Consider the following 21,268-nt stretch of genomic DNA (forward strand, 5'->3'; position numbering starts at 1 on the left):
CGGCGGAAGATGTTTCTGGCGGGCGAACCCGCAACGGCTTTGGCATGGGAGTCTCCGAACAAAGCCGCCCTAGAATGAGAGATAACGTGCTGCGTCACTGTCTCGTGGAGTGTAGGCGCGTAGGGGAAGCGATCGCCGCCGGCATGCGTCCGCGTTCCACCTCGATCTGCGGCGTACGCGCGAACAGCGCAGGGGTGTCGACGGCGTGCTGCGGGCTCAGCTTCCAGTCCAGTACGCCGATGATGCTGCGCGCGACCGACGCGATGATGGTGCTGCCGCCCATCGAGCCGGTGACCAGTACGAGCTTGCCGTCGGTGTCGGTGATGATCGAGGGCGACATCGATGAGCGCGGTGCCTTGCGCGGTGCGACCGCGTTGGCGACCGGCTTGCCGTCGATCACCGGCTCGAACGAAAAGTCGGTGAGCTGGTTGTTGAGCCAGAAGCCGCCGGCCATACGCTGCGCGCCGTACTCGGATTCGACGGTGGCAGTCAGCGCCACCGCATTGCCTTCGACGTCGACGATCGACAGGTGGGTGGTGCCGTTCTCCTGCATAGCGTGGCTGCCCCAGCGCTGGCGCAGAGCTTCGCCAGCCGGCGTGCCGACCGCAATCGAGGCGCGGCTGCCGGAGAGGTCGATCAGCGCTGCGCGTGCGTCGAGATAGTCAGGTGCGATAAGGGCCGCCGTCGGTGCTTCGACGAAGCGGTCGTCGGCCATGTAGTGATCGCGGTCGACATACGACAAGCGACTCGCCCACAGGTAGGCGGCCCAGTCGTCGATGTTGCCGGCGCCGTCGGGCGAGGGGCGCGCGCGCTCGTACAGGCCGAGGATCGACAGCATGGCGTTGGCGGAACTCGGCGAAGGCGTGGTGCAGACGCGATACGTGCGGAAGGGCGCGCACAGCGGTTCCAACCGACGCGGCGCGAAGGCGGCCAGATCGTCCAGGCTCAGCGTGCCGGCGCGGGGTTCGCGCTGCGCGGCGGCGATGATTTCATCGGCGATGCGCCCCTGCGTGAGCGCGCGCGGCCCCTCGGCTGCAATGGTGCGCAGGCTTCGCGCGTACTCGGGATTGCGCAGGCGATGGCCCACGGGCCAGGGCTGGCCTTCGGCATCCAGATAGATCGGTCGCGCCTGCGGGTCGGCGGCGATTGCAGCGCGCCAGGTCTGCAGGCTGCGCGCCAGCCGCGGGCCGATCACGAAACCGTCCTCCGCCAGACGTATCGCCGGCTGCATCAGCCGCGCCCACCGCAGCCGGCCATGCTGCTCGTGCACCATCGCCAGCATGGCCACCAGACTCGGTGTTCCGATCGACAGCCCGCTGGCCTGCGCGATCTCGAACGCCATCGGCTGGCCGTCGGGCTGCAGAAACATGTCGGGCCGCGCACCCGCCGGGGCCCACTCGCGGCCATCAAAGGCATCGATGGCGCGGTCACTCGCGCGGTAGTGCACCAGCAGGCCACCACCGCCGATGCCAGAGGATTCCGGCTCGACCAGACCCAGCGTCAGCGACACCGCGATCGCGGCATCGACCGCACTGCCGCCTTCGCGAAGGATCTCAAGCCCCGCTTCGACCGCCAGCGGATCGGCAGCGGCGACCATGGCTTCGCTGCGCGGTGTTTCGGCGCGTGGTGCCTGGATGCGTGGTGCCTCAGTGCGTGCCGGAGTCTGGGCGCATCCAGCGGCAACAGCGACGACAAGCAGAGCCAGCGGAATCCAGGTGCGGTGTGCTGCGATCGTCATTGCGGGCGGACTCGTGGCTGGGGTTTCAGCAGGTGGGGCGACGGAACAGCGCGCTGATGTGTGCGTGCAGCCGTGCGCCGGGTGCGGTTCGGTCCCGTGGAACTGTACCCTGAGGTCTGCTTTCGGTTGACACCAAGGATTCGCCTGCATGCGCTTGCTGCAGATACTGCTGGTAGTCGTCGCGCTGGCCGCGAGCAGCGTGCTCGGATGGCTCGCGCTCCATGTGTTGTTGGCTGATGCCGCAGCCATCCAGCACCTGCGACAGGACCTCGCGTATGGCTGGCTGCTGATTCAGGCCGCGCCACTGATCGCCCTCGCCTGCGTGCTGGCGGTGGTTTGTGCGCTGGGTGGGCTGATGTTGATCGCACGGCGCAGAGCAACAACCGGGAAGCCGAGAGTCAGCGGCTGAGTAGGGAACGGAGCGGCGGATCAGATCCTGCTCTCCGCAGGCCCGGCGCGTCGGCATCGACACTGCGACCCACCCACTTCCTGAGCCCTCAGCAACCCCTTCCCCGCGCCAATTGCCGATTCCATCGCTCATCGCCCATCTGCACGCTGGCAACCGCGCGTCCAGCCGTCGACGCGCCTGCGCTGTCGCGTTCGGTCTTTCGCTGCTGCGCCGTGGCCCGATCGATCAAGCACTGGCCGATCGAAGCCGATCGCCCACAGCGCGGCCGAAGCCGGCGTGCACGTCAGAAGCTTGAGGGATGTCCAGATTCGAGGCCATTATCCGTAACCCGGTTAGCGCGCCACCCAGAAGGGCTTCCGCCATCGACCAGCCTGCTGCTCCAGAGCCGCGCCATGAGGGCGTTCAATCGATGCGCTCCGGCGCACGCGCTGCGTTCATACACCCGTGCACTCGCCCGTCGGACGGCAGACGACGCGTGCGCAACAATCGGATTGGGTGGCCCGCCGGGTCGTCGACCTGGCCGGGGGCGCATCCGAAGTCAGCGCGAGCGCAGCCGCCAGCGACCTCGTGCATTCTTCCCCAGTCGCTTGGGCTCACCCGAGCGGCAGATCATCTGATCGCGTGTCCCGATCGAGGCGTACCGCGAATGGGTGGCGTGGCCGCTTGTCGTGGCGATACCGCGCTGGGCCTGAAGTCCGGCCGTTAGCAGCTGTTCAATCCTTTTCCACGCAGCAGGGAGACTTCGATGCGTTTCTGGACCGCTCTACTCGGCATGTTGCTTTGCCTGCTTGCCTCACAGGGACTGCATGCGCAGGCCACGCTGGTCGCCAATCCCGGGCCATCCAACAACGGCGGCAACGTCGGAAGCGCCCTGCTCTTCGATCTGGAGGCGCAGACGTCGGTGGTGGTGACGGGCCTGACCACAGCCTCAACGGCAGCGCCGGGTACGACGTTCACCGTCCGCATCAGCACGCGCAATGGCACGGCATTGGGGGGGTCAGCAACTTCTGGGCCGGGGAGTTCGGCCGTAGGCTGGCGCGTGCTGGGCACCGCCGTAGCGACCCAAGGCAGCGGTGAGAATTCCCTGCCGATCAGCATTCCCGAGATTCCGATCGCTGCCGGCCAGGTGGTGGGTGTTGCAGTCGAGTTCGTCGACACCACGCCCAGCTACTTCGGTTCGGGGGCGGCTCCGATCGAGACCTATAGCAATGCCAATCTGAGGCTGCGCACGGGCGACGCCCGCGGGGCTCCGTTCACCGCAGCCGGCAGCTACTTCAGCTCGCGCGCGCTGGTGGGTTCGATCGTGTATCGCTCAGCGGATGCGGCCCTGCCGGCCAACCCGGGGCCTTCAAACAACGGTGGCTTTATCGGTGGCGCTCTGCTGTTCGATCTTGAAGCCAGCACCGGCGTCGTCGTCACCGGGCTGACTGCCGCCACGGATGCATTGCCGGGCGCGACGTTCAACATCCGGATCAGCACGCGCGCCGGCACGGCGCTGGGCGGCCCCGTGGCCAGCGGGCCCGGCAGTTCGCCGGCCGGCTGGACTGTTCTGGGAACGGTGACCGCAATGCAGGGCAGCAGCGGCGAAGTGTCTCTGCCGATCACGATTCCCGAGATCAAGATCGCGGCCGGGCAAGTGGTCGGGGTGGCTGTCGAGTTTCTGGACATTGCCCCGAACTATTTCGGGCTGGCGTCGCCACCGCTGGAAACCTACGTCAACCCGAACCTGACGCTGCGAACAGGTGACGCCCGCTCGAATCCATTCACTACCGGAGGCAATTTCTTCAGCTCGCGCGCGCTCGTTGGCACGGTGATGTACCGGCTGGACGATGCGGTGCTGCCGGCCAATCCCGGCCCCAGCGACAATAACGGAGGAATCGGCTCGGGCATGTTCTTCAATCTGCAGTCCGCGACCGGCGCGGTAGTCAACGGCATGACGATCGCGAGCCAGGCGCCGCCGGGTGAGAATTTCCAGATCCAGGTCTATACCCGCGCAGGCACCGCGCTGGGTAACGTGGTGGGCAGCGGTCCGGCGACCTCAACGGCCGGCTGGACGTTGATGGGCACCGTCAGCGCGCGCCAAGGGCCCGGTGAGGTCTCGCTGCCCATTGCGCTGCCGGATCTGGTGGTGATTCCAGGCCAGACCCTGGGCGTGGGGCTGCGCTTTCTGGGCGCGGGGCCGAGATACTTCGGGATCGGCACGGCGCCGCAGGAGAGCTACACCAGCTCCGGCCTCAGCCTGATCACCGGCCAGGCGATGACGACGCCCTTCACTACCAGCAGCAGCGTGTTCGGCTCGCGCGCGCTGGTCGGCTCGCTCAGCTGGCGTCTGCCGGGTGAGCGTCTGCCCGCAGCGCCCGGCCCGAGCGACAACGGCGGATCAGCTGGCTTTGGCATGTTCCTGGATCTGCAGGCCCAGAGCGATCTGGTGGTGACCGGACTGAACACCGCCACGCTGGCGGCCGCAAACACCGATTTCCAGGTGCGGGTGTACACCCGCAGCGGCAGCACGCTCGGCGGTACCGCCAGCACCGGGCCGACCAGCAGCGGCGCGGGCTGGACCTTGCACGCCACCGTCGATGCACGCCAGGGGGCTACGGGGCAGGTCTCCCTGCCGATTGCGATCCCCGACCTGCCGATGATCGCAGGCGAAACCATCGGCATCGGCCTGGTGTTCGTGAACACGTCACCGGCCTATCTTGGCTCGGGACTCACCCCCCTCACCACCTACGGCAATGGCAACCTGCAGCTGACCACCGGCGAGGCGAAGCAGGCGCCGTTCACCCCCGGTGGCAGCCTCTTCGTTTCGCGGCGCCTGATTGGCAACGTCTTCTACGAGCGGCCCGACGCCATCTTCCGCAACGGCTTCGAGTGATGCAGAGCACCCCACGTCGCGCCGTTCCGGCGTTGACGTGGGGTGTTCAAGGCTGGGTGGCTGCCTGATCTGTCTAGGCATCGGAGAGCCCGCGCCGGGTGGGTTGTTCAGATGAACCGACGACGCCAGTGACTGGCTTCGCGCGGCACCGATTGCCGGCCCGGTCACAGACGACCATCAGCCCCGCAAACACCCGCATAACCGCTTGGCGAGGGGAACGCGCCACTCAACCCCGCTCCCACTCCATCACCAGGAAATTCGGCGCGCGGCGATAGCGGTCGGCCTTCTCGCCGCTTACGCCCTGCGGTTCGGGCTCGGCGAAGTGGCGCAATTCAAAGCCCAGCTGCAGCAGGGCCTGCAGGTAGCGCTGCAGGGGGCGATGGTGGTTGCAGATGCTGATGCCCTGCCAGGCGATCCAGGTCGGGCGTTCCTGCAGGTAGTGGTCGATGCTGAAGCGGCGGCTGCCATCGGGCTCGCGGCTCCAGCCCTGCCCCACAGCGGCGGTGTTGAAGCCCTGCAGGTTTGCGATCAGCAGGCTGCCTCCCGGACGCAGCGCGCGCTTCGCCTCCCGCAGGGCGGCATCGAGGTCGGCGATGTCGATCAGCGACAGGTAGAACACCACCAGATCAAAGCTCGCGTCCTCCACCGGCAGCGACTCGGCGGCGGCGACGCGGTAGTCGCCGTCGGGGTCGCGGCGACGCGACTCTTCGATCAGCGCGCGCGTGGGGTCAATGCCCACGCTCTCGATGCCTTGGGCCCGCAGCATCCGGCAGAAGCGGCCCTCGCCGCAGCCGATGTCCAGCGCGCGCCGGAAACCGCGCCCGCGCGCCCGCTGCAGCATCGGCGCATCGAGCACGTAGCGCCGGCCCCAGTCGCCCTCGCTGCCGATGACGTCGATCCACGCCTGTGCCGATGCATCCCAGCCTTGCGTCATGTGCATCCCCTGACCGCCCGCGGGCGAGCACTTTAGAGGGTGCGACGCATGGCCTCCAAGCGCCTTGCGGCACGTGAAGCCCTCGGTCAGGTCCGCGCGCGCGGAGCCAGGTTCAGGTGCGTCGCCCGGTGTGCGGTTCAGCGCCAACACGGCTGGCGAACCCACAGGTGCCCGGCTCGAAAAGCTGGAGTGAATGGGTGTTGGCGATGACGCGGGCATCGCCCTGGGACGAATGCGATGCCGGCGATTCATCGCCGCACGATCTGACGCGTCCGTAGCATCCACAGCGGCCGGCATCCGCGGATGCCGGCCCTGGTGCGCGCAGCAGGCGCCGCGCGCCGCGGCGGCAAGATGCTGCGAACGCGCGGCGATCAGGCTCCAGGCCTGCGGCATCAGATGCTGGGCGCCTCGAATCCGTCGGCAAACATCGGGCTGCTGCACTCGTGCACCTGCCGCGGATTGACCAGCACGAAGAACTCGCTGCCCAGCGGCATCTGCACAACGTTCTGCTGCAGGATCGCCCAGCGCCCGACGTCCGGCAGGTAGCGCACATCGAAATGCTGAGGGATCTGCGGGCCGTTGAAGATGCGCGTCGCATGAACCTGCGCGCACGGCCTCGCATCGAGCAGCGGATGGGCGAGCACCAGCGCTTGGCCACTGCGGTTGGCTTCGGTGGCGACAGCGCGGTACGCGTTCGGGCTGGGGTCCTGCGAGTAGAGGTTGAAGCCAACCCCGATCGGCATGTCGGACGGCGCCGGCGCCATATTCGTCACTCCCCAGTTGCCGGGCCCGCCGGGCGGCGAGAAGTAGAACACTCCCACCGGCTGCGGGTTGTAGATGGACATCCCGCCGCTGGTCCAGTTCTGCGTCACCAGAACGAACTTCCCGGGCTGATTGTTGAGCGAGGTGTTGTCGATGACGCTGGCGAAGCTGGCAAAGATGCTGACACTGTCGGCGGTGGTGACGTGTCCGATCACGCCAGGCCCCTCCTGCGGACTGAACACGTTGAAGGTGGTGCCGATCGGTACCGCTACAAAATCCTGGCTGAAGATGCGCCACTGTGGGAACGAATAGAACACGCCGTGCGGACGACTGTAGGCGAGCCCGCCCGTCGCTGCACCGGCGTTGAAGTTCGGGGTGGTGAACACGCGCGCTGCCGGATCGGCATTGAACGACGGATCGTCAAGCGCGGTGACGTGGGCACTGGTGTTGCCGGAGGTGGCACGGTGCAGCAGCGAGACGTCGCCGAATTCGCGCGCGCCGATGTCGATATCGCTGCCGATTCTGCGTCGCATGCCATCGCCATCGAGCTGCGGCATGCCAGCGAATGCCGGCGCCAGCCCGCCGAACGTGGTGTCCCCCGCGTCGATCGCCGGCGAGCCGGCGCGCAGCCAGGGGTTCGTGCGCGACAGCAGCAGCGGATCACTGGTAATCGTCCCTGCGCCGGGGGTGAAGCCCAGGCTGGCGCCGCTGTCGAAAACAAGGTTGTGGCTGTTGGTAACGGCGCCGGCGTCGGCAAGACTGACGCCGCGAAAACTGCTGTGAGCGATCAGGTTGTTGACGATGGTGCCGCGCAGGTCCGGCGTGCCGGTGCTCGGCCACTTGGCATACTCGATGGCGGTGCCGCGATTGACGATGGTGTTGTTGTAGACACGCGCGGTGACCTCGGCATTGTCGCCGCGCACGCTGATACCGGCGCCGCTGCCTGTTCGACCCACCAGCACATTGCTCGCTACATCTGCACGCGTCCTGCCCGCCCCCGCGACACCGCTGGCGTCGCCTACCACGCCGATCTGTCCGCGGACGAAATCGCCGCGGACTTCATTGCCGTACACCCTGGCGGTGATGTCGACGTTGGAGCTGCGGGCCACCACGATTCCCCACGCCGACGAGGAGTTGTCCGGCATGCGCACCTGGTTGAAGGCAATGGTGCCGTCGACAGGGCCGCTGCCAATGCCCGCGCTGAGCGTGATCGGTCCCGCCGCCCCACCACGGCGCTCGAAACGGTTCTCGCGTACGTCGACCGTCATCGGTCCGCTGCCCAATGAGTCAATTTCGATGCCAAAGGTGGCCGACGGGGCAGTGTTCAGAATCTCGATCCTGCGCACGTTGATCCGGGTGCTGCCGGTGCCCCGATGCGACAGATAGATCGTGCCATCGCGCACCGAGAGATCCTCGATGGTCACCAGCGTCGCGGCCGAACTCAGAAAAGTCCCTTCGATCGACGAGGCGAACACCGGCCGGAAGCCTGCGGCAGGGCGCAGCGTCACGCTTTGCTGCAGCCTGAGCCCGCTCGTGATCGGCGTATTGCTGGCGATCTCGATCACGGCGCCCGCGGCGGCACTGTCCACACAGGCCTGCAGCGTCCCGTTGCAGGGCGCGACGCCGGGCCAGACCTCGCCGTGTGCCGCGCCGGATGCTGCGGCGAGTACAAGCGCCAAGGCCGCGAAAGCGGCCGGCCGCTGGAACCGTGATTCAAGGAGACTGTTCATGAGGTCTGCTCCGCAACGCTGCGTGTGTGGTCCGGATCCGGATCCGGTCGGGGGTAGCGGGCAGCGGAGAGCAGCTGCATCCACGGGGGGACACGGAGCCGCGTTGCGAAACCCGACGCGGTGGGTTTGACGACGTACGCGGGCCGCGTCGCGGTGGTGGATCAGCGCCTGGTGTGAACCCTGTGCGGCGGATCGAATCGAGCTGCGGTGACTGGCATAGGCAGCGGTGCCGGTGTCGACGTGGCGAGACTGTCTGCGTCGGCACGCTGATTGCTCGCCGCGACGAACATCGCCACCGCCGACACCCCGGATCGTTGAGCAGGTACGGAGCGATCGCACGCTACGGTCCTTGCCCCTCAGCCGTCGTGGTCGACCACATCGGCTCGGCGGCCCTCGCGGCTCTGCCCTCGCCCACCCGGCCGCGCCGGGCTTGTCACTCGCCATGCGGACGACTCGAACCCCATCAGCGCGGCCGCGATGACGGCATACTCGCCACATGCCATCCCAAACTTCGACACGACCCGCCAGCGATGCCCTGGCCGCAGATCTGCGCAAGCGCTTGCGCGGTCTGGCCCCCGCCCTCGTAGTGATGATGCGACAGGTCATGCGCCTGCATGCCGCGGGTGATCGGCATGGGTTTGCGTTTGAGCTTACGCGGCTGCACCAGCATGCGCCCGACCATCCGGAGGTGCAGTTCTGGCTGGGCGTGTTGCACACAGAATCCGGAGCGTGGACAGAGGCAGTGCGGGCGCTGAGCCTGGCCGCAGCACAGCGCGGCGACGACTTGCCGCTATGGACGATGCTCGGAGCTGCGCAGGGCAACGCCGGCGATACCGCTCGCGCCCGCCAGAGCTTCCAGAGAGCAGCGAACTGCGAGGGTAGCGCCAGCCACTGGCTGAAGCTCAGCATCGAGTGCGATCGCCAAGGCTTCTACGACGAGGCGCTGCAGGCGGTCGATACAGCCTTGCGGCTGGATCGGCAATCAGCGGTCGCGCTGCTGCAACGCGCGCGCTGTCACAAGGCGCTCGGCCACGCGGAGGCCGCAGCGGCAGACTGCCGCTCGCTGATCGCGTCGGGCCGCGAGACCGCACGAGCCTGGTTTGCGCTGGTCGACCTCAAGACGGTGCCCTTGAGCGAGACCGAACGCCAGCAGCTCGACACCGCAGCGCAGCGACCGAATCTCGCCGCCGCAGACCGGCAGCTGCTGGACTTCGCCTTGGGCCAAGCGCTGGAAGATGCCGGCGAGTACGAGCGCGCCCTCGCCGCATTCCACCGAGCCAATGTGGCGGCGCGTGCAGCAAACCCGTGGAATGGGGCGGCCTTTGCCAGTCGTATCGAAACCATCCGTGCGGCCTTTGAGCACCCGCCGATCGCGCAGGCATCGCCGCAGGGGCGCGAAGTGATCTTTCTGGTCGGCCTGCCCCGCTCCGGCAGTACGCTGATCGAGCAGGTGCTGGCGGCGCATCCCGCGGTCGAAGGGGCCAGCGAACTGCCCTACCTGGGCCAAGTGATCGAGGCGGAGTCGCGTCGTCGCGGTCGGCCGTTCCCGGCTTGGGTGTGTGATGCGAGTGCGGACGACTGGACGCGCCTCGGCCAGCAGTATCTGCAGCTGAGCGCGCGCTGGCGGCAGCACAAGTCGATCGCCACCGACAAGCTGCCGGACAACTGGCTGTACGTCGGCGCCATTCGGGCAATGCTGCCGGAGGCGCGCATCATCGATTGCCGCCGCGAGCCCCTGGAGACCTGCTGGTCCTGCTACAAGCAGCTGTTTGCCCCCGGGTTAGCGAGCTTCAGCTATGGGTTCGATGGCCTCGCCCAATACTGGCAGGCCTGCGAGCGGCTCGGCGACTCTTGGGCTCGCTCGCACTCCGCCCATGTGCGAATTCAGACCTACGAAGCCCTGGTCGCCCAGCCTGAAGCACAGATTCGCGATCTGCTGGCCTTCTGCGAGCTGCCGTTCGATGCCACCTGCCTGGACTTCCAGAACGCCAGCCGCGCAATCCGCACCCCCAGCGCGCTGCAGGTTCGACAGCCGATGCGGCAGACGTCAACCCGGGCGAAGCGCTACGGACCGCTGCTGGACCCCCTGCGCAGCGCACTTCAGCGGGCGCAAGCGCCCCCCTGATCTGCGTCGAACCGGCGCCCAGTCAGCAGCATCTGACGTTGCAGCGCGACAATTCCGGTGGTGGTAGTCTCAACGCGCCGTCGATCCAGTTCGACGCGTACGCGGGTCTGCGCTGTGGGGGACACAGAGCACTGGCGCCGCATTTCACCACTCACGCACTCGGGGACCACACAACTCATGTACTCCAACTCATTCGCCAAACGGCGAGTCAGCCGCAATGCGCTGCTCGTTCAAGCCGCAGCTCTGTGCCTTTGCGCCCTGCCCGCCATGGCCGCCGTTGTTGACGGACCCGCCACCAATGTTTCGGTGCCTGCCACTATTGATGGCGTGTACGTCAATCTGGTGACCGGTGCGACCGGCACCGCAGGCGCCAGCACTTCCGGCTGGGACATCGATCCATACTCAGGTGGTTCGGCTCTGCGGTTCTTCTGGCCAAGCGCACCGGCGAACTCGTTCGGAGCAGTTTCGTCAGCGACCACTGGCCCGTATCTCGCTCTGGCGCCAGGTGCAACGGTGTCGTCGAGTTCCATTTTCAGCGTGGTCACCACAGCAGGCACCACCGGCACGCCATTCGTCCTCGCGGGCGACAACTACTTGGGCTTCCGCTTCTTCAATGAGGCCACCAGCTCGATAAATTATGGCTACGCGCGCGTCCAGACAGGAGCGTCGGGCGGCTTCCCGGCCACCATCGTGTGCTACCGCTACGAAAACACCGGCGTGGCCATCACGGTCGCCGCCTGCGGACCGCCCGTTGCCACCGCGCCAACGTTGACCTACAGCCCGACCACCGCCGCGGGCGTGACCTTCCCGGCCGGCGCGGCGGGTGCAGCCGCCACCACGATCGCCATCACGTCGGCGGGTGCCGCCGCTACCGGTCAGTCGGCGGTGACCGGCTGCGCCATCACCGGCCCAGGTGCTGCGTCTTTTGGTGCAGTCACCACCACGCCGGCCAACGGAATCTTCAATACCACCACCACAACAGGCTCCATCGGCCTGACCTGCACCCGCGGCGGCGCTGCGGCCACGGCGACCCTGGCCTGCACGGAAACCGCGACGCCGACCGTCACGGGTTCGCCCTTCACTCGCAGCTGGGCCTTGACTTGCCCCGCTGCGACCGCCGTGGCCGCCGTCAACGCCGGAACCGCTTCTGGCACCGCCGTTACGCTGCCGCGCGTTACGCTTCCCGCCAGCAGCTCGTCCTCGACGCTGAGCTTCACTGCCGCCGGTGGTCCCGCAGTGGTGAACTGCACGGCGACAGGTGCGGGCTTCAGCGTGACGCCGAACCCGCTGAATCTGACCGCCGGCACCGCAGGGACCGTGACTGTCTCGTACACCGGCTCGACCGCTGGCACCTTTGCAGGAAGCCTCAGCTGCACAACGACTGCTTCAGGTGGACCGTTCACCTACCCCCTGAGCGCCACGGTCGGCGCACCGGTTGTCTCAGCGGTCACCGTCCCCGCCACGGGCACGATTGCCATGCTGCTGCTGGTACTGAGCGTCCTCGGCATGGGCATGTTGTTCGGCGCTCGCGCCCGCAGCTAGTCCGCGACCAACGCCACTGAAACCGAGGGCCGGCTGGATGACAGTCGGCCCTCTTTCGTTTGCGCGACACACGGCCGGACCCGTCCGCGACTCGACCAAGGTCCAAGCCGGTCGCCAGGGCGCTCCGAGCCCTGTCACGCCTTGCCCATTCAACAACGGATCGGCCGGCTGCTGGCGGCTCGCGCGGGCCGAGCAGCACTCGCAGCAGTACAGCGCACCGGAAGCCGTGCTCGAGCACGAGCGCTACCCCGCCTCACATCCGACCGCACTGGCCGCGCTCAAGTGCATCAAAGGCTGGCTCGACTTTCGCCTACGCGACAGGCACGCCGATCGGCCTGATTCAGCCGTCCCGGAAGCTCGGCGGGCGCTTGGATCTCGGCTAGCCACATCTGGGCGAGGTACTGTCGGGCTGGGTGCTGCGACAGAGGCTCGACGGGCGTCGGGTATGGCTGGTGCCGAGCCATCACTATTCGCGCGGCAGCCGCGAGCGCGGCTGCGCCGGCTAGGACACCGGCGAAGCACACACACGTGGGGGCGCGCGCGAGCAGATCGAGCAGGTGTTCGGCGGCGGCCGTGGCACCGTGTATGCCTTTGTTCTGCGGCTTCGTGACCGACGACTACGCTCTGCTTGCATGCGCCCTCCAGCGAAGTGCTGGACCTGGCACGGCTGGATCAGACCGCTCAGGATGCGCTGCCACAGCACTTGGCAACGCTGTTTGCCGACCTGGCGAAACAGGTTCGACGCGACTTGCTGCCGCTGCTGCGCGGCAACCTGGCGCATTTTCGGGCGATCCGCGCCAGCAAGCTCCCGCGGGAAGTCGAACACCACGAGTGGGTACTGTGTGCAGGTCGCGGCTTCGATTCATACTCGACTCGTCTCTGGACCATGCGTTGTTCGGCGCCAATTGAACCCTGAGGCGGGCGCGGGCGTAGCCGGGGGACCGCGCTGCTTGCTGACTGGGATGTTTCGCACGCTCAGGTCTCCTGAGGACAAATCCAGAAGGAGTGCTCAGACAATGGTCGATGTCGAACTTCAACACATTGTGCGTCTCGCACCGAATGCTCGCTCCAGCTACCGCGACGCGTTCGCTCACGGCCAGCCCGTGCTCGACGCCGCCGGAATCAGCGCAAGCGCACTCCGCGTGACCCACTTCATGGCGCAGGTGCTGCATGAATGCGGGGGACTGACCATCCAGTTCGAGAACTTGAACTACAGTGCCGCACGCCTGCCGAAAGTGTGGCCGAGGCGGTTCCGCCCCACCGGTCCGCTCGATCCCGCGCTCTATGCCAACAACGCCGAGAAGCTGGCCAACGAAGTCTATGGCGGCCGCTTGGGCAACACCGCGCCGGGCGATGGCTTTCGGTTCCGCGGCCGCGGAATGCTGCAAGTCACCGGACGCGACGGCTACCGACAGGTGAGCGCTGAGCTTCGTCGCCACGACCCGACGGCACCGGATTTCGAAACCGACCCCGACCTTGTCATCAGCGCCGATTGGGCACTGAAGGTCGCTGCAGCTCTGTGGACTTGGAAAGGGTGCAACGCGTTCGCCGATTCCGACTCGGTCGAGAAGGTAACGCAGCGGATCAATGGCGGCCAGATCGGCATCGCCGACCGCAAGGATTGGCTGCGCAGGTGCAAGGCGCTGTGGCTGCCTTGAGTGCTGGATGCCGCGTCGTTCGCGTGCGCCTCGACGTCAGGCGCGGGGCTTTGGAGCCGCAGCGCATCAACGACGTTCGCCATTCCACCCGGATTCGATCGATGGCGCTCGTTTGCCAGAACACGCTGCACTCAATGCCGGGGCGGCGCCTTCAATGCGCCGCAGGAGCCGCAGCGCACACCGCCCCGGAACCACCAAGTGCTGCGCCGCCGCGGACACGACAACTACGGCGATGCTGAAGCGCCCATCTGGTCGTCCAGCTTGGCGACTTGAGTTGCCGAGATCGCCGGCGACTGCAGCCACAGCGCGGCCTCAATGCGGCAGGCGCGCTCAAGTGCCAGGAACAGCGCCCCGCGGAACCGGCTCTCCTAGACGGCCGCCCGAGCCGCGCCAAACATGCGCGGTGCAACCCGCGTTCTGGCGTCACCGCCCAGCTGCCGACTGCAAGCAGGGCGAACGAGGCGATATAGATCAGCGCCGCGCCTGACATAGCGCCAGCCACATCTGCGCTGGCGAAAAGCAACGCCCGTTGAGCCGAGCGCGCTCGACTGAGCGTAACGCCGACCGCAATCACGGCAGACGCGTGATTCTCTCAAAAACTCTCAGGCTTGCCGACGCAGCTTCGTTCGGATAGCGTCGCGCCATAACGATCCAGGCCGCGCCAGCGTGGCCGATCGCACACCCGATCAACGCCCCCGTGCGCCGCGCCGGGCGGTGAGAGATGCTCGCAAGAGCACCGTTGTCGCCGCAGTCCGCGGCGGCCGAGTCGATGCAGTTGGGGGATATCACGATGATCAAACGATTGGCGGCTGAGTTCTTCGGCACGTTCTGGCTGGTGCTGGGCGGTTGCGGCAGTGCGGTGCTGGCGGCGCAGTTCGGCGGCGACGGCAACCCATTGGGCATCGGCCTGGTCGGGGTGTCGCTGGCCTTCGGTCTGACCGTGCTCACCATGGCCTATGCGGTGGGCCATATCTCGGGCGGACATTTCAATCCGGCGGTCAGCTTCGGCCTGTGGGCGGCCGGCCGTTTCGCGGCCAAAGACCTTGCGCCCTACATCGCCGCCCAGGTGCTTGGCGCGATTGCTGCTGGCGCGGCGCTGTATCTGATCGCGACCGGCAAGGCCGGGGCCGAGGTCGGAGGTTTTGCCAGCAATGGCTTCGCCGAACGCTCGCCCGGCGGTTACAGCCTTCAGGCCGCGCTGACCACCGAAGTGCTGATGACGTTCTTCTTCCTGCTGATCATCCTCGGCGCCACCAGCAAGGCGGCGCCGGCGGGCTTTGCGCCGATCGCGATTGGCCTGGGGCTGACCTTGATCCACTTGATCAGCATCCCGGTCACCAACACCTCGGTGAACCCGGCCCGTTCCACCGGCGTCGCCCTGTTCGCCGATGCCGGCGCACTGACCCAGCTGTGGTTGTTCTGGCTCGCGCCGATCGTCGGCGCGGTCATCGCAGGCTTCGTTTCGCGCTGGCTGCAGGCGCCGCAGCGCTGAGTACGCGTAGGGAGAGCCAGTTGGCAGGCCAAGGATGGCCTGCTATCGGCGCGTGGCCGATGTCCGCGTCTGCAGATGCCTTGAGATAGCCTTTCCCCAACCGTCCCGCCCGCCAAAGCCACGCAGGATATCGAGCGTGAGCGTCGGCGCCGTGCACAGTTTTGCTGCAGCGCCACCAAGCACTCCCGAAACTCGATGGGTTAACCTGCCGGCCCCGCAGATAACCCCAACCACGCAATGCTGGGCATTCGTTCGATCCCGCTCTGGCTCGCCTTGGTGATGCCGTTTGTCGCCTTGCTGAGCTTGGCAGCGGGCGTCATCGGGATGTCATCCCATCACCACGCGCGCGTGGCGGGAGACCGGCTCGCGCAGGCCTATGCCGATGAAATCGGCCTGCGTATCGAGCGTCAGGTTCACGGCCATCTGCAGTCGGTTGCGCGCTTGACCGATGCCAACCAGGCCGCAGTGCTGGATGGCCGCCTGCCGATGGACGACCCCCGCGCAGCGGCGCCGCGTCTGATGACTCAACTTGAGCAGATGCCGCACGTCACCTTCGTAACCTACGCTCTGGCTGACGGACGCTACATCGCCGCAGTGCGCCCGCCCGATCAGCGACCACCCAAGATCGCGATCAACTTCCATGAGGCACCATTCCAATTGACAGCCCACCCGCTGCAGGCCGATGGCAGCCTGGGCGAGCGCATCGAGGGCCCGTTGGCCTATGACCCGCGGCAACGGCCCTTCATGCAGTCGGTGCTCGAGTCGGCAGCGCCGCGTTGGGGCAGCACATCACGCTATGTCGGCTTCGACAGCCTGGGCCTGAGCCTGAGCGCGCCGGTTCGAGACGCAGCGGGCGAGTTGCTGGCAGTGGTCGCTGTGGGGCTTGCGCTGGAGCACATCCACGAGTTCGTCGCCGGCCTCGAACTCCCCGATCGCGGGATCGGGTTCCTCGCAGAATCCGACGGCGTCCTGCTGGCCGCCAGCGGAGTCGGAACGGTCACGTATGGAGCATCCGGCTCGACCGAGCGCAGCACCCTGTTCAATCAGGGCTCAGCCGCGCTGACCGCGTTCGCACCGCACCTGCACAACGACGACCCACATCAACGCGGCGTGCTGGAGTTCGGGCAGGAACGCCATCTGTTTTCGTTACGCCGCATCGCAGGCCCGCATGGCCTGCAGTGGCTGGTCGGCGTTGCACTGCCGGAAGGCGCCTTCATCGAGCCGATAGTCCGCGGCAGTCGGCAGGTACTGTGGGTGCTGCTGGCCACCGTGCTGGCCGTTGCGGTGATCGGTGGCTCGCTTGCGCGGCTGGTTTCCGGGCCGGTCGTATCGATTTCGCGCGGGGCTGCCTCCGGCGATCTGGAGGGCCTCGCGCGGCCATCGAACCGCTCAAGTCACATCCGCGAGATCCACCTCCTCAAGCAGCGCCTGGCTCAACTTGCAGCGCAGCTGCTCGAACTGATTTCGAGCCTCGAGCGCCGCGTGGCCGAGCGTACGGCCGAGCTCAGCGCTGCAAATGAGCAGCTGGAGCAGCTGAGCCGGGTTGACGCACTCACCGGCACCGCCAACCGCCGCGGGTTCGATCAGGCACTGGATGACGCTTGGCGCAACGCGGCGCGCAGGAGCACACCTGTCGCCCTGCTGCTGTGCGACCTGGATCACTTCAAGCGCTTCAATGATCACTATGGCCACCCCGCAGGTGATCAGGCCCTGCGCGAGGTCGGCCACTTGTTGAAGGCATGCGCGCGGCGCCCGGGCGACCTGGCTGCACGCTACGGCGGCGAGGAGTTCGCGTTGATTCTGCCGGACACCGATGAAGCCGGCGCCCGTGCCGTTGCCACGGAGCTGCAGCAGAGCCTGCATGCGCGCACCCTGCGCCGCAACGATATCGAAGGCGTCGACCGGCTCAGCATCAGCATCGGATTGGTCAGCCTGGTGCCAGGCGCTGGCTTGGACACCGCCCTGCTAATCCAGCGTGCCGATGCGCAGCTGTATGCGGCCAAGGCGGCGGGGCGCAACCGAATCATGCCGGCCGCGCCCGACGCCTGAACTCGACGGGTGCGAAGTACGAATGCGGTGGCCGAGCAACCAGACGCGATCATCAGCGTGTCATGGGGCGTTCGCGGCAACGCCCGATGCGCGGACTGAAGGACGCTTGGCGAGGTGGGCATCTCCGAACTTCCCGAGCGCGCTGCAATCACGCGGCTCCAGCAGCGGCCGCAGCAGGCTGACGGTTCCACTTGCCCTCAACCCACCACCCGCGCCGTCAAACGCAAAGCCGACTGCGCATCCGCGCTTTCACGCCGCCGGTAGTCGCGCGGTGACACGCCCAGGGTCTTCTTGAATACGCGCGAGAATCCGAACGCGTCCTGATAGCCGACCTCGCTGGCGATGCGCTCCAGCGGCAGGTCGGTATCGATCAGGCGCTGCGTAGCGCGCTGCATGCGCAGCCGACGCAGGTAGCCCATCGGCGTGTCGCCGAGCGCCTCACGGAACTTCACCGCCAGGGCCGTGCGCGACAGGCCAACCTCGCGGGCCAGGCCCTCCAGCGTCCACTCGTCAGCGCAGCGCTGGTGCAACAGCTGCAGCGCGCGGCTCACCGGCTGGCTGCGCAGGGCCTTGGCGAAACCCGGGCCGTCGGCGGCACGCGCCAGCAGCTCGCGCAACAGGTACGAGAACGCCGCGTCCAGCAGGCCGTTCAACACCGTTTCCGAACCCGCACCTGGCGCCTGCAGCTCGGTCGCCATCAGTTCCACCAGCAAGCCGACCGGGCCCAGCCGCGGGCGCTCATCAATACGCAGCACCAGCCAGTCCGGCACCTCGGCGAAGAACGGATGCATCGGCGGATTCCACAGCTGGTACGCCGCGCTGAGCACCTGCGCGCCCTCGCCCACCGGCCGGCCATCGCGCGCACTGAGGCTGAGCCGGTGATGGCAGCCGCGCGCCATCAGGGCGATGTCGCCGCTGACGAGCTGCAGGCTGGTGTCGCTGCCATCGACATGCAGACACACCGGGCCACGGGTCACCACGTGGAAACCGAAGCTGCGCTCGCAGGGAAACGGCAGCTCGCGCCCGGGCTGCAGCGCGCTGTTGTCGAACAGGCGTCGGCTCAGCCCGGCGTGGCGCAGCAGATCGGTCAGCAGGTCCATGGCGCACTGGTCGGAAGAGTGGAGGCCCTGAACTTTCTAACATGTATCTCGCGATAATCGCCATTCTCGTTCAGAACTTCGAGATTCATCCTGCACTCCACCCCCACGCTGGAGCAGCCTGATGACCCCCTCGACCACCCCGACCACCCTGATCTTCGGCGCCCGCGGCCAGATCGGCAGCGAGCTCGCGCGGCTGCTGCAAGCCGATGGGCAGCACGTGCTGCGCGCCACCCACGGCGCCGCTACCGAGCCCGACCAGGTCCATATCGATCTCGGCAACGGCACCGGCATCGTCGCCGCCTTCGCTCGCGCCAACCGCGCATTCCTGCTCTGCCCGCCCGGCTACACCCGACAGGACCTGCTACTGGCACCGGCCATCGAGGCCGCAGTTCGTCATGGCCTGAACAAAGTGGTGCTGATGACCGCGATGGGCGCCGACGCCGATCCCGAGTCGCCGCTGCGTCGCGCCGAGCTGCAGCTGGAGCGCAGTGGCCTGGCCTACACCGTGCTGCGGCCGAACTGGTTCATGCAGAATTTCCAGAACTTCTGGCTGCACAGCATCCTGGCCGAGGGCCGCATCAAACTGCCAGTCGGCACCGCCAAGGGCAGCTTCATCGACACCCGCGACATCGCCGCCGTGGCCGCCGCGGTGCTTGGCAACAGCGCACACAACGGCCGTGCCTTCGATCTCACCGGCGCAGAAGCACTCGACCACGGCCAGGTCGCCGCCCTGCTGAGCGAAACCAGCGGCCGCGCAATCCGCTTTGAGGACATCCCGCCCGAAGCCATGCGCCCCGGCCTGCTAGCCGCCGGCCTGTCACCCGACTACGCCGACTTCCTGCTGCTGATCCTGGGCTACTTCAAGCAGGGCTACGCCGAGCGCATCACCACCAGCGTCCAGGACATCCTGGGCCGAGCGCCGATCGGGTTTGCGCAGCATGCGCGAGAGTATCGGAAGGTGTGGGCGTAGCGAACGCCATCGCGCTCAAGCGAGTCGTCGCCTGGCAACTCGCACCAGCCGGGCAGATCGCCGCGCTTGCCATGGTCCCAAGCCGGGACCATACTGCGGCCCATGCGCGTGATTGCCGTGTCCACCCTGCGAACCTTCTGGGAACAGCACCCGGATGCCGAGCAGCCACTGCAGGCCTGGTACGAGGAAGCAACGCACGCATCCTGGACCCAGCCCGCCGATATCAAGGCGCACTACCGCAGCGCCAGTGTGCTGAAGAACCGCCGCGTGGTCTTCAACATCAAGGGCAATGACTATCGATTGATCGTCGCGATTGCCTACAGATTGCGGATCGTTTACGTGAAGTTCGTCGGCACGCACAAGGCCTACGACGCCGTAGATGCGGAAACCGTTGACATGGCCTGATCGGCCGGAGCAAAGCATGGACATCCGCCCCATCCACACCAAAGCCGACTACAAGGCCGCCCTCAAGGACATCTCTGCGTTGATGGAGTCCGACCCCGACCTCGGCACCCCGGAAGGCGATCGCCTCGACATCCTGACCACGCTGGTCCAAGCCTGGGAAGCCCGATACTGCCCCATCGCCCCACCCGATCCGGTGGAGGCGATCAAGTTCCGGATGGAGCAGAGCGGTCTGTCCATCAAGGATCTGGAACCGCTCATCGGCAAGAGCAATCGGGTCTACGAAGTGCTGAACCGCAAGCGTCCACTGACGCTGGCCATGATTCGCAGGTTGCACCAAGGGCTTGGCATTCCGGCCGAAGTGTTGATTGCGGAAACTGTGGTCGGGTGATGACTGGACTGCAGACGTCCATAGGTGTTGCCGCCTCGTTGTTCGCGCCATGAACAACCGGAAACGTGGAAACTTGCTTGTCCAACCTTGACCTTGCCGCAAGCCCCAGCGCTGCGGCCGAGCAAGCTCGGCTCTACGGGTGTTGTGACCGCCCCCACGCGCTCGGCACGCCTCGGACCTGTAGAGCGGAGCTTGCTCCTCTGCTCCAGTCCACCGTGCCGCAAAGGCGAGGACACAAGTGGCCGCCCGCTGGCCGAGTCACGCATCGCGATTCGTTCGAGTTTCGATCGCTTCGACGCCGAACTCAGGGCGCAAACATGTCCTGCAGAGTCTTCAAGGTCGCGCCCAGGGTCTGCGGCCGAAGCGCGCCCAAGCGTTTGACGAGACGAACACCATCCAGCGTACGCAGCTGATCCAGCAGGATCAGCCCCTGCTTGCCCTTGAAGGTGAGCGGAATGCGGAAACTCGCCGGACGCGATCCCGTCGTCATCGGCGCGACGATCACGGTGCGCAGATGCAGGTTCATGTCGTCCGGCGAGACCACCACGCAGGGGCGTGTCTTCTGGATCTCGCTGCCTACCGTCGGGTCGAGCTGTGCGAGCCAGATCTCGCCTGTCCTGAAGATGGCCACGGGCTACCAGACCAGCTCGTCATCGCCGGCATTGCCCACCTCAGGCCACACCAACGAATCGTCGCTCGCAGCCGCCACGCGCTTCGCGTCCTCGGCCCAACCTTCCCGCGGGTTGCGCCGCACCGGACGAATCTCGAGCACCCCATCGCGCACCTGCAGATCAGCGGTGCCCTCAAGCCCCAGCTGAGCAAGGATCGGCTTGGGAATCAGCACGCCCTGCGAGTTGCCCATCTTCCGGATGGTGACTTCCATGATGAGGCCCTGCGGTTTCGGTGAGCACAATGTTATCACTGGAATGCAAGAAACCCCGCACCCTTGAAACTTGGCCTCGTCCACGTTGATCGTCCGGCAGTCGCCGATGCGAGGCGCGACGAACGCTCATCCGGGCCCCCAGCGGGCGCTGATGACGATAGCCGGTGGCGCGTGCTGCGTTCAGTGCAACGCAGGCTCGACTGCGCGG

16 protein-coding genes are annotated in these 21,268 nt (G+C 66.9%); 10 read left to right on the forward strand and 6 right to left on the reverse strand.

Annotated elements, in window-relative coordinates; all coding sequences use genetic code 11:
* Positions 1 to 94 precede the first annotated feature (94 nt).
* Positions 95 to 1,738 carry a gamma-glutamyltransferase family protein gene (locus ACIQ7H_RS19050; protein WP_395794487.1) on the reverse strand — a complete coding sequence of 548 codons (1,644 nt, stop codon included), beginning with the start codon at positions 1,736 to 1,738 and terminating at the stop codon, positions 95 to 97.
* Between the two features lie 148 nt (positions 1,739 to 1,886).
* Here ACIQ7H_RS19050 and ACIQ7H_RS19055 point away from each other — a divergent pair, with 148 nt between their 5' ends.
* Both ACIQ7H_RS19055 and ACIQ7H_RS19060 read left to right on the forward strand, forming a co-directional pair.
* Positions 1,887 to 2,147, forward strand: coding sequence for a hypothetical protein (locus ACIQ7H_RS19055; RefSeq protein WP_395794489.1), 261 nt, complete (start codon positions 1,887 to 1,889; stop codon positions 2,145 to 2,147).
* Between the two features lie 745 nt (positions 2,148 to 2,892).
* Positions 2,893 to 5,022, forward strand: coding sequence for a hypothetical protein (locus ACIQ7H_RS19060; RefSeq protein WP_395794491.1), 2,130 nt, complete (start codon positions 2,893 to 2,895; stop codon positions 5,020 to 5,022).
* A 226-nt stretch (positions 5,023 to 5,248) separates the two neighbouring features.
* Here ACIQ7H_RS19060 and ACIQ7H_RS19065 read toward each other — a convergent pair whose 3' ends face one another.
* Together ACIQ7H_RS19065 and ACIQ7H_RS19070 are read right to left on the reverse strand one after the other, a co-directional pair.
* The gene (locus ACIQ7H_RS19065) at positions 5,249 to 5,956 is read right to left on the reverse strand and encodes a class I SAM-dependent methyltransferase (RefSeq protein WP_395794493.1); all 708 of its coding nucleotides are present in this window, start codon (positions 5,954 to 5,956) and stop codon (positions 5,249 to 5,251) included.
* 392 nt (positions 5,957 to 6,348) lie between these two features.
* The gene (locus ACIQ7H_RS19070; RefSeq protein WP_395794495.1) at positions 6,349 to 8,448 is read right to left on the reverse strand and encodes a choice-of-anchor Q domain-containing protein; all 2,100 of its coding nucleotides are present in this window, start codon (positions 8,446 to 8,448) and stop codon (positions 6,349 to 6,351) included.
* A 496-nt stretch (positions 8,449 to 8,944) separates the two neighbouring features.
* On the opposite strand from ACIQ7H_RS19070, the gene ACIQ7H_RS19075 reads away from it, so the two are divergent.
* The 5 genes from ACIQ7H_RS19075 (at position 8,945) to ACIQ7H_RS19095 (ending at position 17,314) form a co-directional block, all read left to right on the forward strand.
* Positions 8,945 to 10,573, forward strand: a complete 1,629-nt coding sequence (locus ACIQ7H_RS19075) for a tetratricopeptide repeat-containing sulfotransferase family protein (RefSeq protein ID WP_395794498.1) — start codon at positions 8,945 to 8,947, stop codon at positions 10,571 to 10,573.
* 267 nt (positions 10,574 to 10,840) lie between these two features.
* A complete protein-coding gene (locus ACIQ7H_RS19080; RefSeq protein WP_395794500.1) occupies positions 10,841 to 12,115 on the forward strand; it encodes a hypothetical protein in 1,275 nt (424 codons plus the stop codon).
* An 842-nt stretch (positions 12,116 to 12,957) separates the two neighbouring features.
* The gene (locus ACIQ7H_RS19085) at positions 12,958 to 13,773 is read left to right on the forward strand and encodes a glycoside hydrolase family 19 protein (protein ID WP_395794502.1); all 816 of its coding nucleotides are present in this window, start codon (positions 12,958 to 12,960) and stop codon (positions 13,771 to 13,773) included.
* Between the two features lie 784 nt (positions 13,774 to 14,557).
* Positions 14,558 to 15,265: an aquaporin Z gene (gene aqpZ / locus ACIQ7H_RS19090; RefSeq protein WP_395794518.1), complete on the forward strand. Its 708-nt coding sequence runs from the start codon at positions 14,558 to 14,560 to the stop codon at positions 15,263 to 15,265.
* Between the two features lie 237 nt (positions 15,266 to 15,502).
* Positions 15,503 to 17,314, forward strand: coding sequence for a diguanylate cyclase domain-containing protein (locus tag ACIQ7H_RS19095; RefSeq protein ID WP_395794504.1), 1,812 nt, complete (start codon positions 15,503 to 15,505; stop codon positions 17,312 to 17,314).
* Between the two features lie 197 nt (positions 17,315 to 17,511).
* Here the strand turns inward: ACIQ7H_RS19095 and ACIQ7H_RS19100 are convergent, their stop codons facing one another.
* Complete coding sequence (locus tag ACIQ7H_RS19100; RefSeq protein ID WP_395794506.1) at positions 17,512 to 18,414, reverse strand: cupin domain-containing protein; 903 nt, start codon at positions 18,412 to 18,414, stop codon at positions 17,512 to 17,514.
* Positions 18,415 to 18,535: 121 nt separating this feature from the next.
* On the opposite strand from ACIQ7H_RS19100, the gene ACIQ7H_RS19105 reads away from it, so the two are divergent.
* From ACIQ7H_RS19105 to ACIQ7H_RS19115, 3 genes are all read left to right on the forward strand, one after another.
* On the forward strand, positions 18,536 to 19,384 hold the full coding sequence (locus tag ACIQ7H_RS19105; protein WP_395794508.1) for an NAD(P)H-binding protein: 849 nt from the start codon (positions 18,536 to 18,538) through the stop codon (positions 19,382 to 19,384).
* Positions 19,385 to 19,486: 102 nt separating this feature from the next.
* Entirely contained in the window at positions 19,487 to 19,789 is a 303-nt protein-coding gene (locus ACIQ7H_RS19110; protein WP_395794510.1) for a type II toxin-antitoxin system HigB family toxin, read from the forward strand.
* A gap of 16 nt (positions 19,790 to 19,805) precedes the next feature.
* Complete coding sequence (locus tag ACIQ7H_RS19115) at positions 19,806 to 20,177, forward strand: type II toxin-antitoxin system HigA family antitoxin (protein ID WP_395794512.1); 372 nt, start codon at positions 19,806 to 19,808, stop codon at positions 20,175 to 20,177.
* Positions 20,178 to 20,481: 304 nt separating this feature from the next.
* Here the strand turns inward: ACIQ7H_RS19115 and ACIQ7H_RS19120 are convergent, their stop codons facing one another.
* Positions 20,482 to 20,808, reverse strand: a complete 327-nt coding sequence (locus ACIQ7H_RS19120; protein WP_395794514.1) for a type II toxin-antitoxin system PemK/MazF family toxin — start codon at positions 20,806 to 20,808, stop codon at positions 20,482 to 20,484.
* A gap of 3 nt (positions 20,809 to 20,811) precedes the next feature.
* Complete coding sequence (locus ACIQ7H_RS19125) at positions 20,812 to 21,060, reverse strand: AbrB/MazE/SpoVT family DNA-binding domain-containing protein (protein WP_395794516.1); 249 nt, start codon at positions 21,058 to 21,060, stop codon at positions 20,812 to 20,814.
* Positions 21,061 to 21,268 lie beyond the last annotated feature (208 nt).

This window comes from Aquimonas sp. (assembly GCF_044377145.1).
Classification (GTDB): domain Bacteria; phylum Pseudomonadota; class Gammaproteobacteria; order Xanthomonadales; family Xanthomonadaceae; genus Aquimonas.

What these genes read in the sequence shown, in the direction of transcription:
- ACIQ7H_RS19050 (WP_395794487.1), bottom strand. Translation starts at nt 1,738, where the DNA reads ATGACGATCGCAGCACACCGCACCTGGATTCCGCTGGCTCTGCTTGTC.
- ACIQ7H_RS19055 (WP_395794489.1), top strand. Translation starts at nt 1,887, where the DNA reads ATGCGCTTGCTGCAGATACTGCTGGTAGTCGTCGCGCTGGCCGCGAGC.
- ACIQ7H_RS19060 (WP_395794491.1), top strand. Translation starts at nt 2,893, where the DNA reads ATGCGTTTCTGGACCGCTCTACTCGGCATGTTGCTTTGCCTGCTTGCC.
- ACIQ7H_RS19065 (WP_395794493.1), bottom strand. Translation starts at nt 5,956, where the DNA reads ATGACGCAAGGCTGGGATGCATCGGCACAGGCGTGGATCGACGTCATC.
- ACIQ7H_RS19070 (WP_395794495.1), bottom strand. Translation starts at nt 8,448, where the DNA reads ATGAACAGTCTCCTTGAATCACGGTTCCAGCGGCCGGCCGCTTTCGCG.
- ACIQ7H_RS19075 (WP_395794498.1), top strand. Translation starts at nt 8,945, where the DNA reads ATGCCATCCCAAACTTCGACACGACCCGCCAGCGATGCCCTGGCCGCA.
- ACIQ7H_RS19080 (WP_395794500.1), top strand. Translation starts at nt 10,841, where the DNA reads ATGGCCGCCGTTGTTGACGGACCCGCCACCAATGTTTCGGTGCCTGCC.
- ACIQ7H_RS19095 (WP_395794504.1), top strand. Translation starts at nt 15,503, where the DNA reads ATGCTGGGCATTCGTTCGATCCCGCTCTGGCTCGCCTTGGTGATGCCG.
- ACIQ7H_RS19100 (WP_395794506.1), bottom strand. Translation starts at nt 18,414, where the DNA reads ATGGACCTGCTGACCGATCTGCTGCGCCACGCCGGGCTGAGCCGACGC.
- ACIQ7H_RS19105 (WP_395794508.1), top strand. Translation starts at nt 18,536, where the DNA reads ATGACCCCCTCGACCACCCCGACCACCCTGATCTTCGGCGCCCGCGGC.
- ACIQ7H_RS19110 (WP_395794510.1), top strand. Translation starts at nt 19,487, where the DNA reads ATGCGCGTGATTGCCGTGTCCACCCTGCGAACCTTCTGGGAACAGCAC.
- ACIQ7H_RS19115 (WP_395794512.1), top strand. Translation starts at nt 19,806, where the DNA reads ATGGACATCCGCCCCATCCACACCAAAGCCGACTACAAGGCCGCCCTC.
- ACIQ7H_RS19125 (WP_395794516.1), bottom strand. Translation starts at nt 21,060, where the DNA reads ATGGAAGTCACCATCCGGAAGATGGGCAACTCGCAGGGCGTGCTGATT.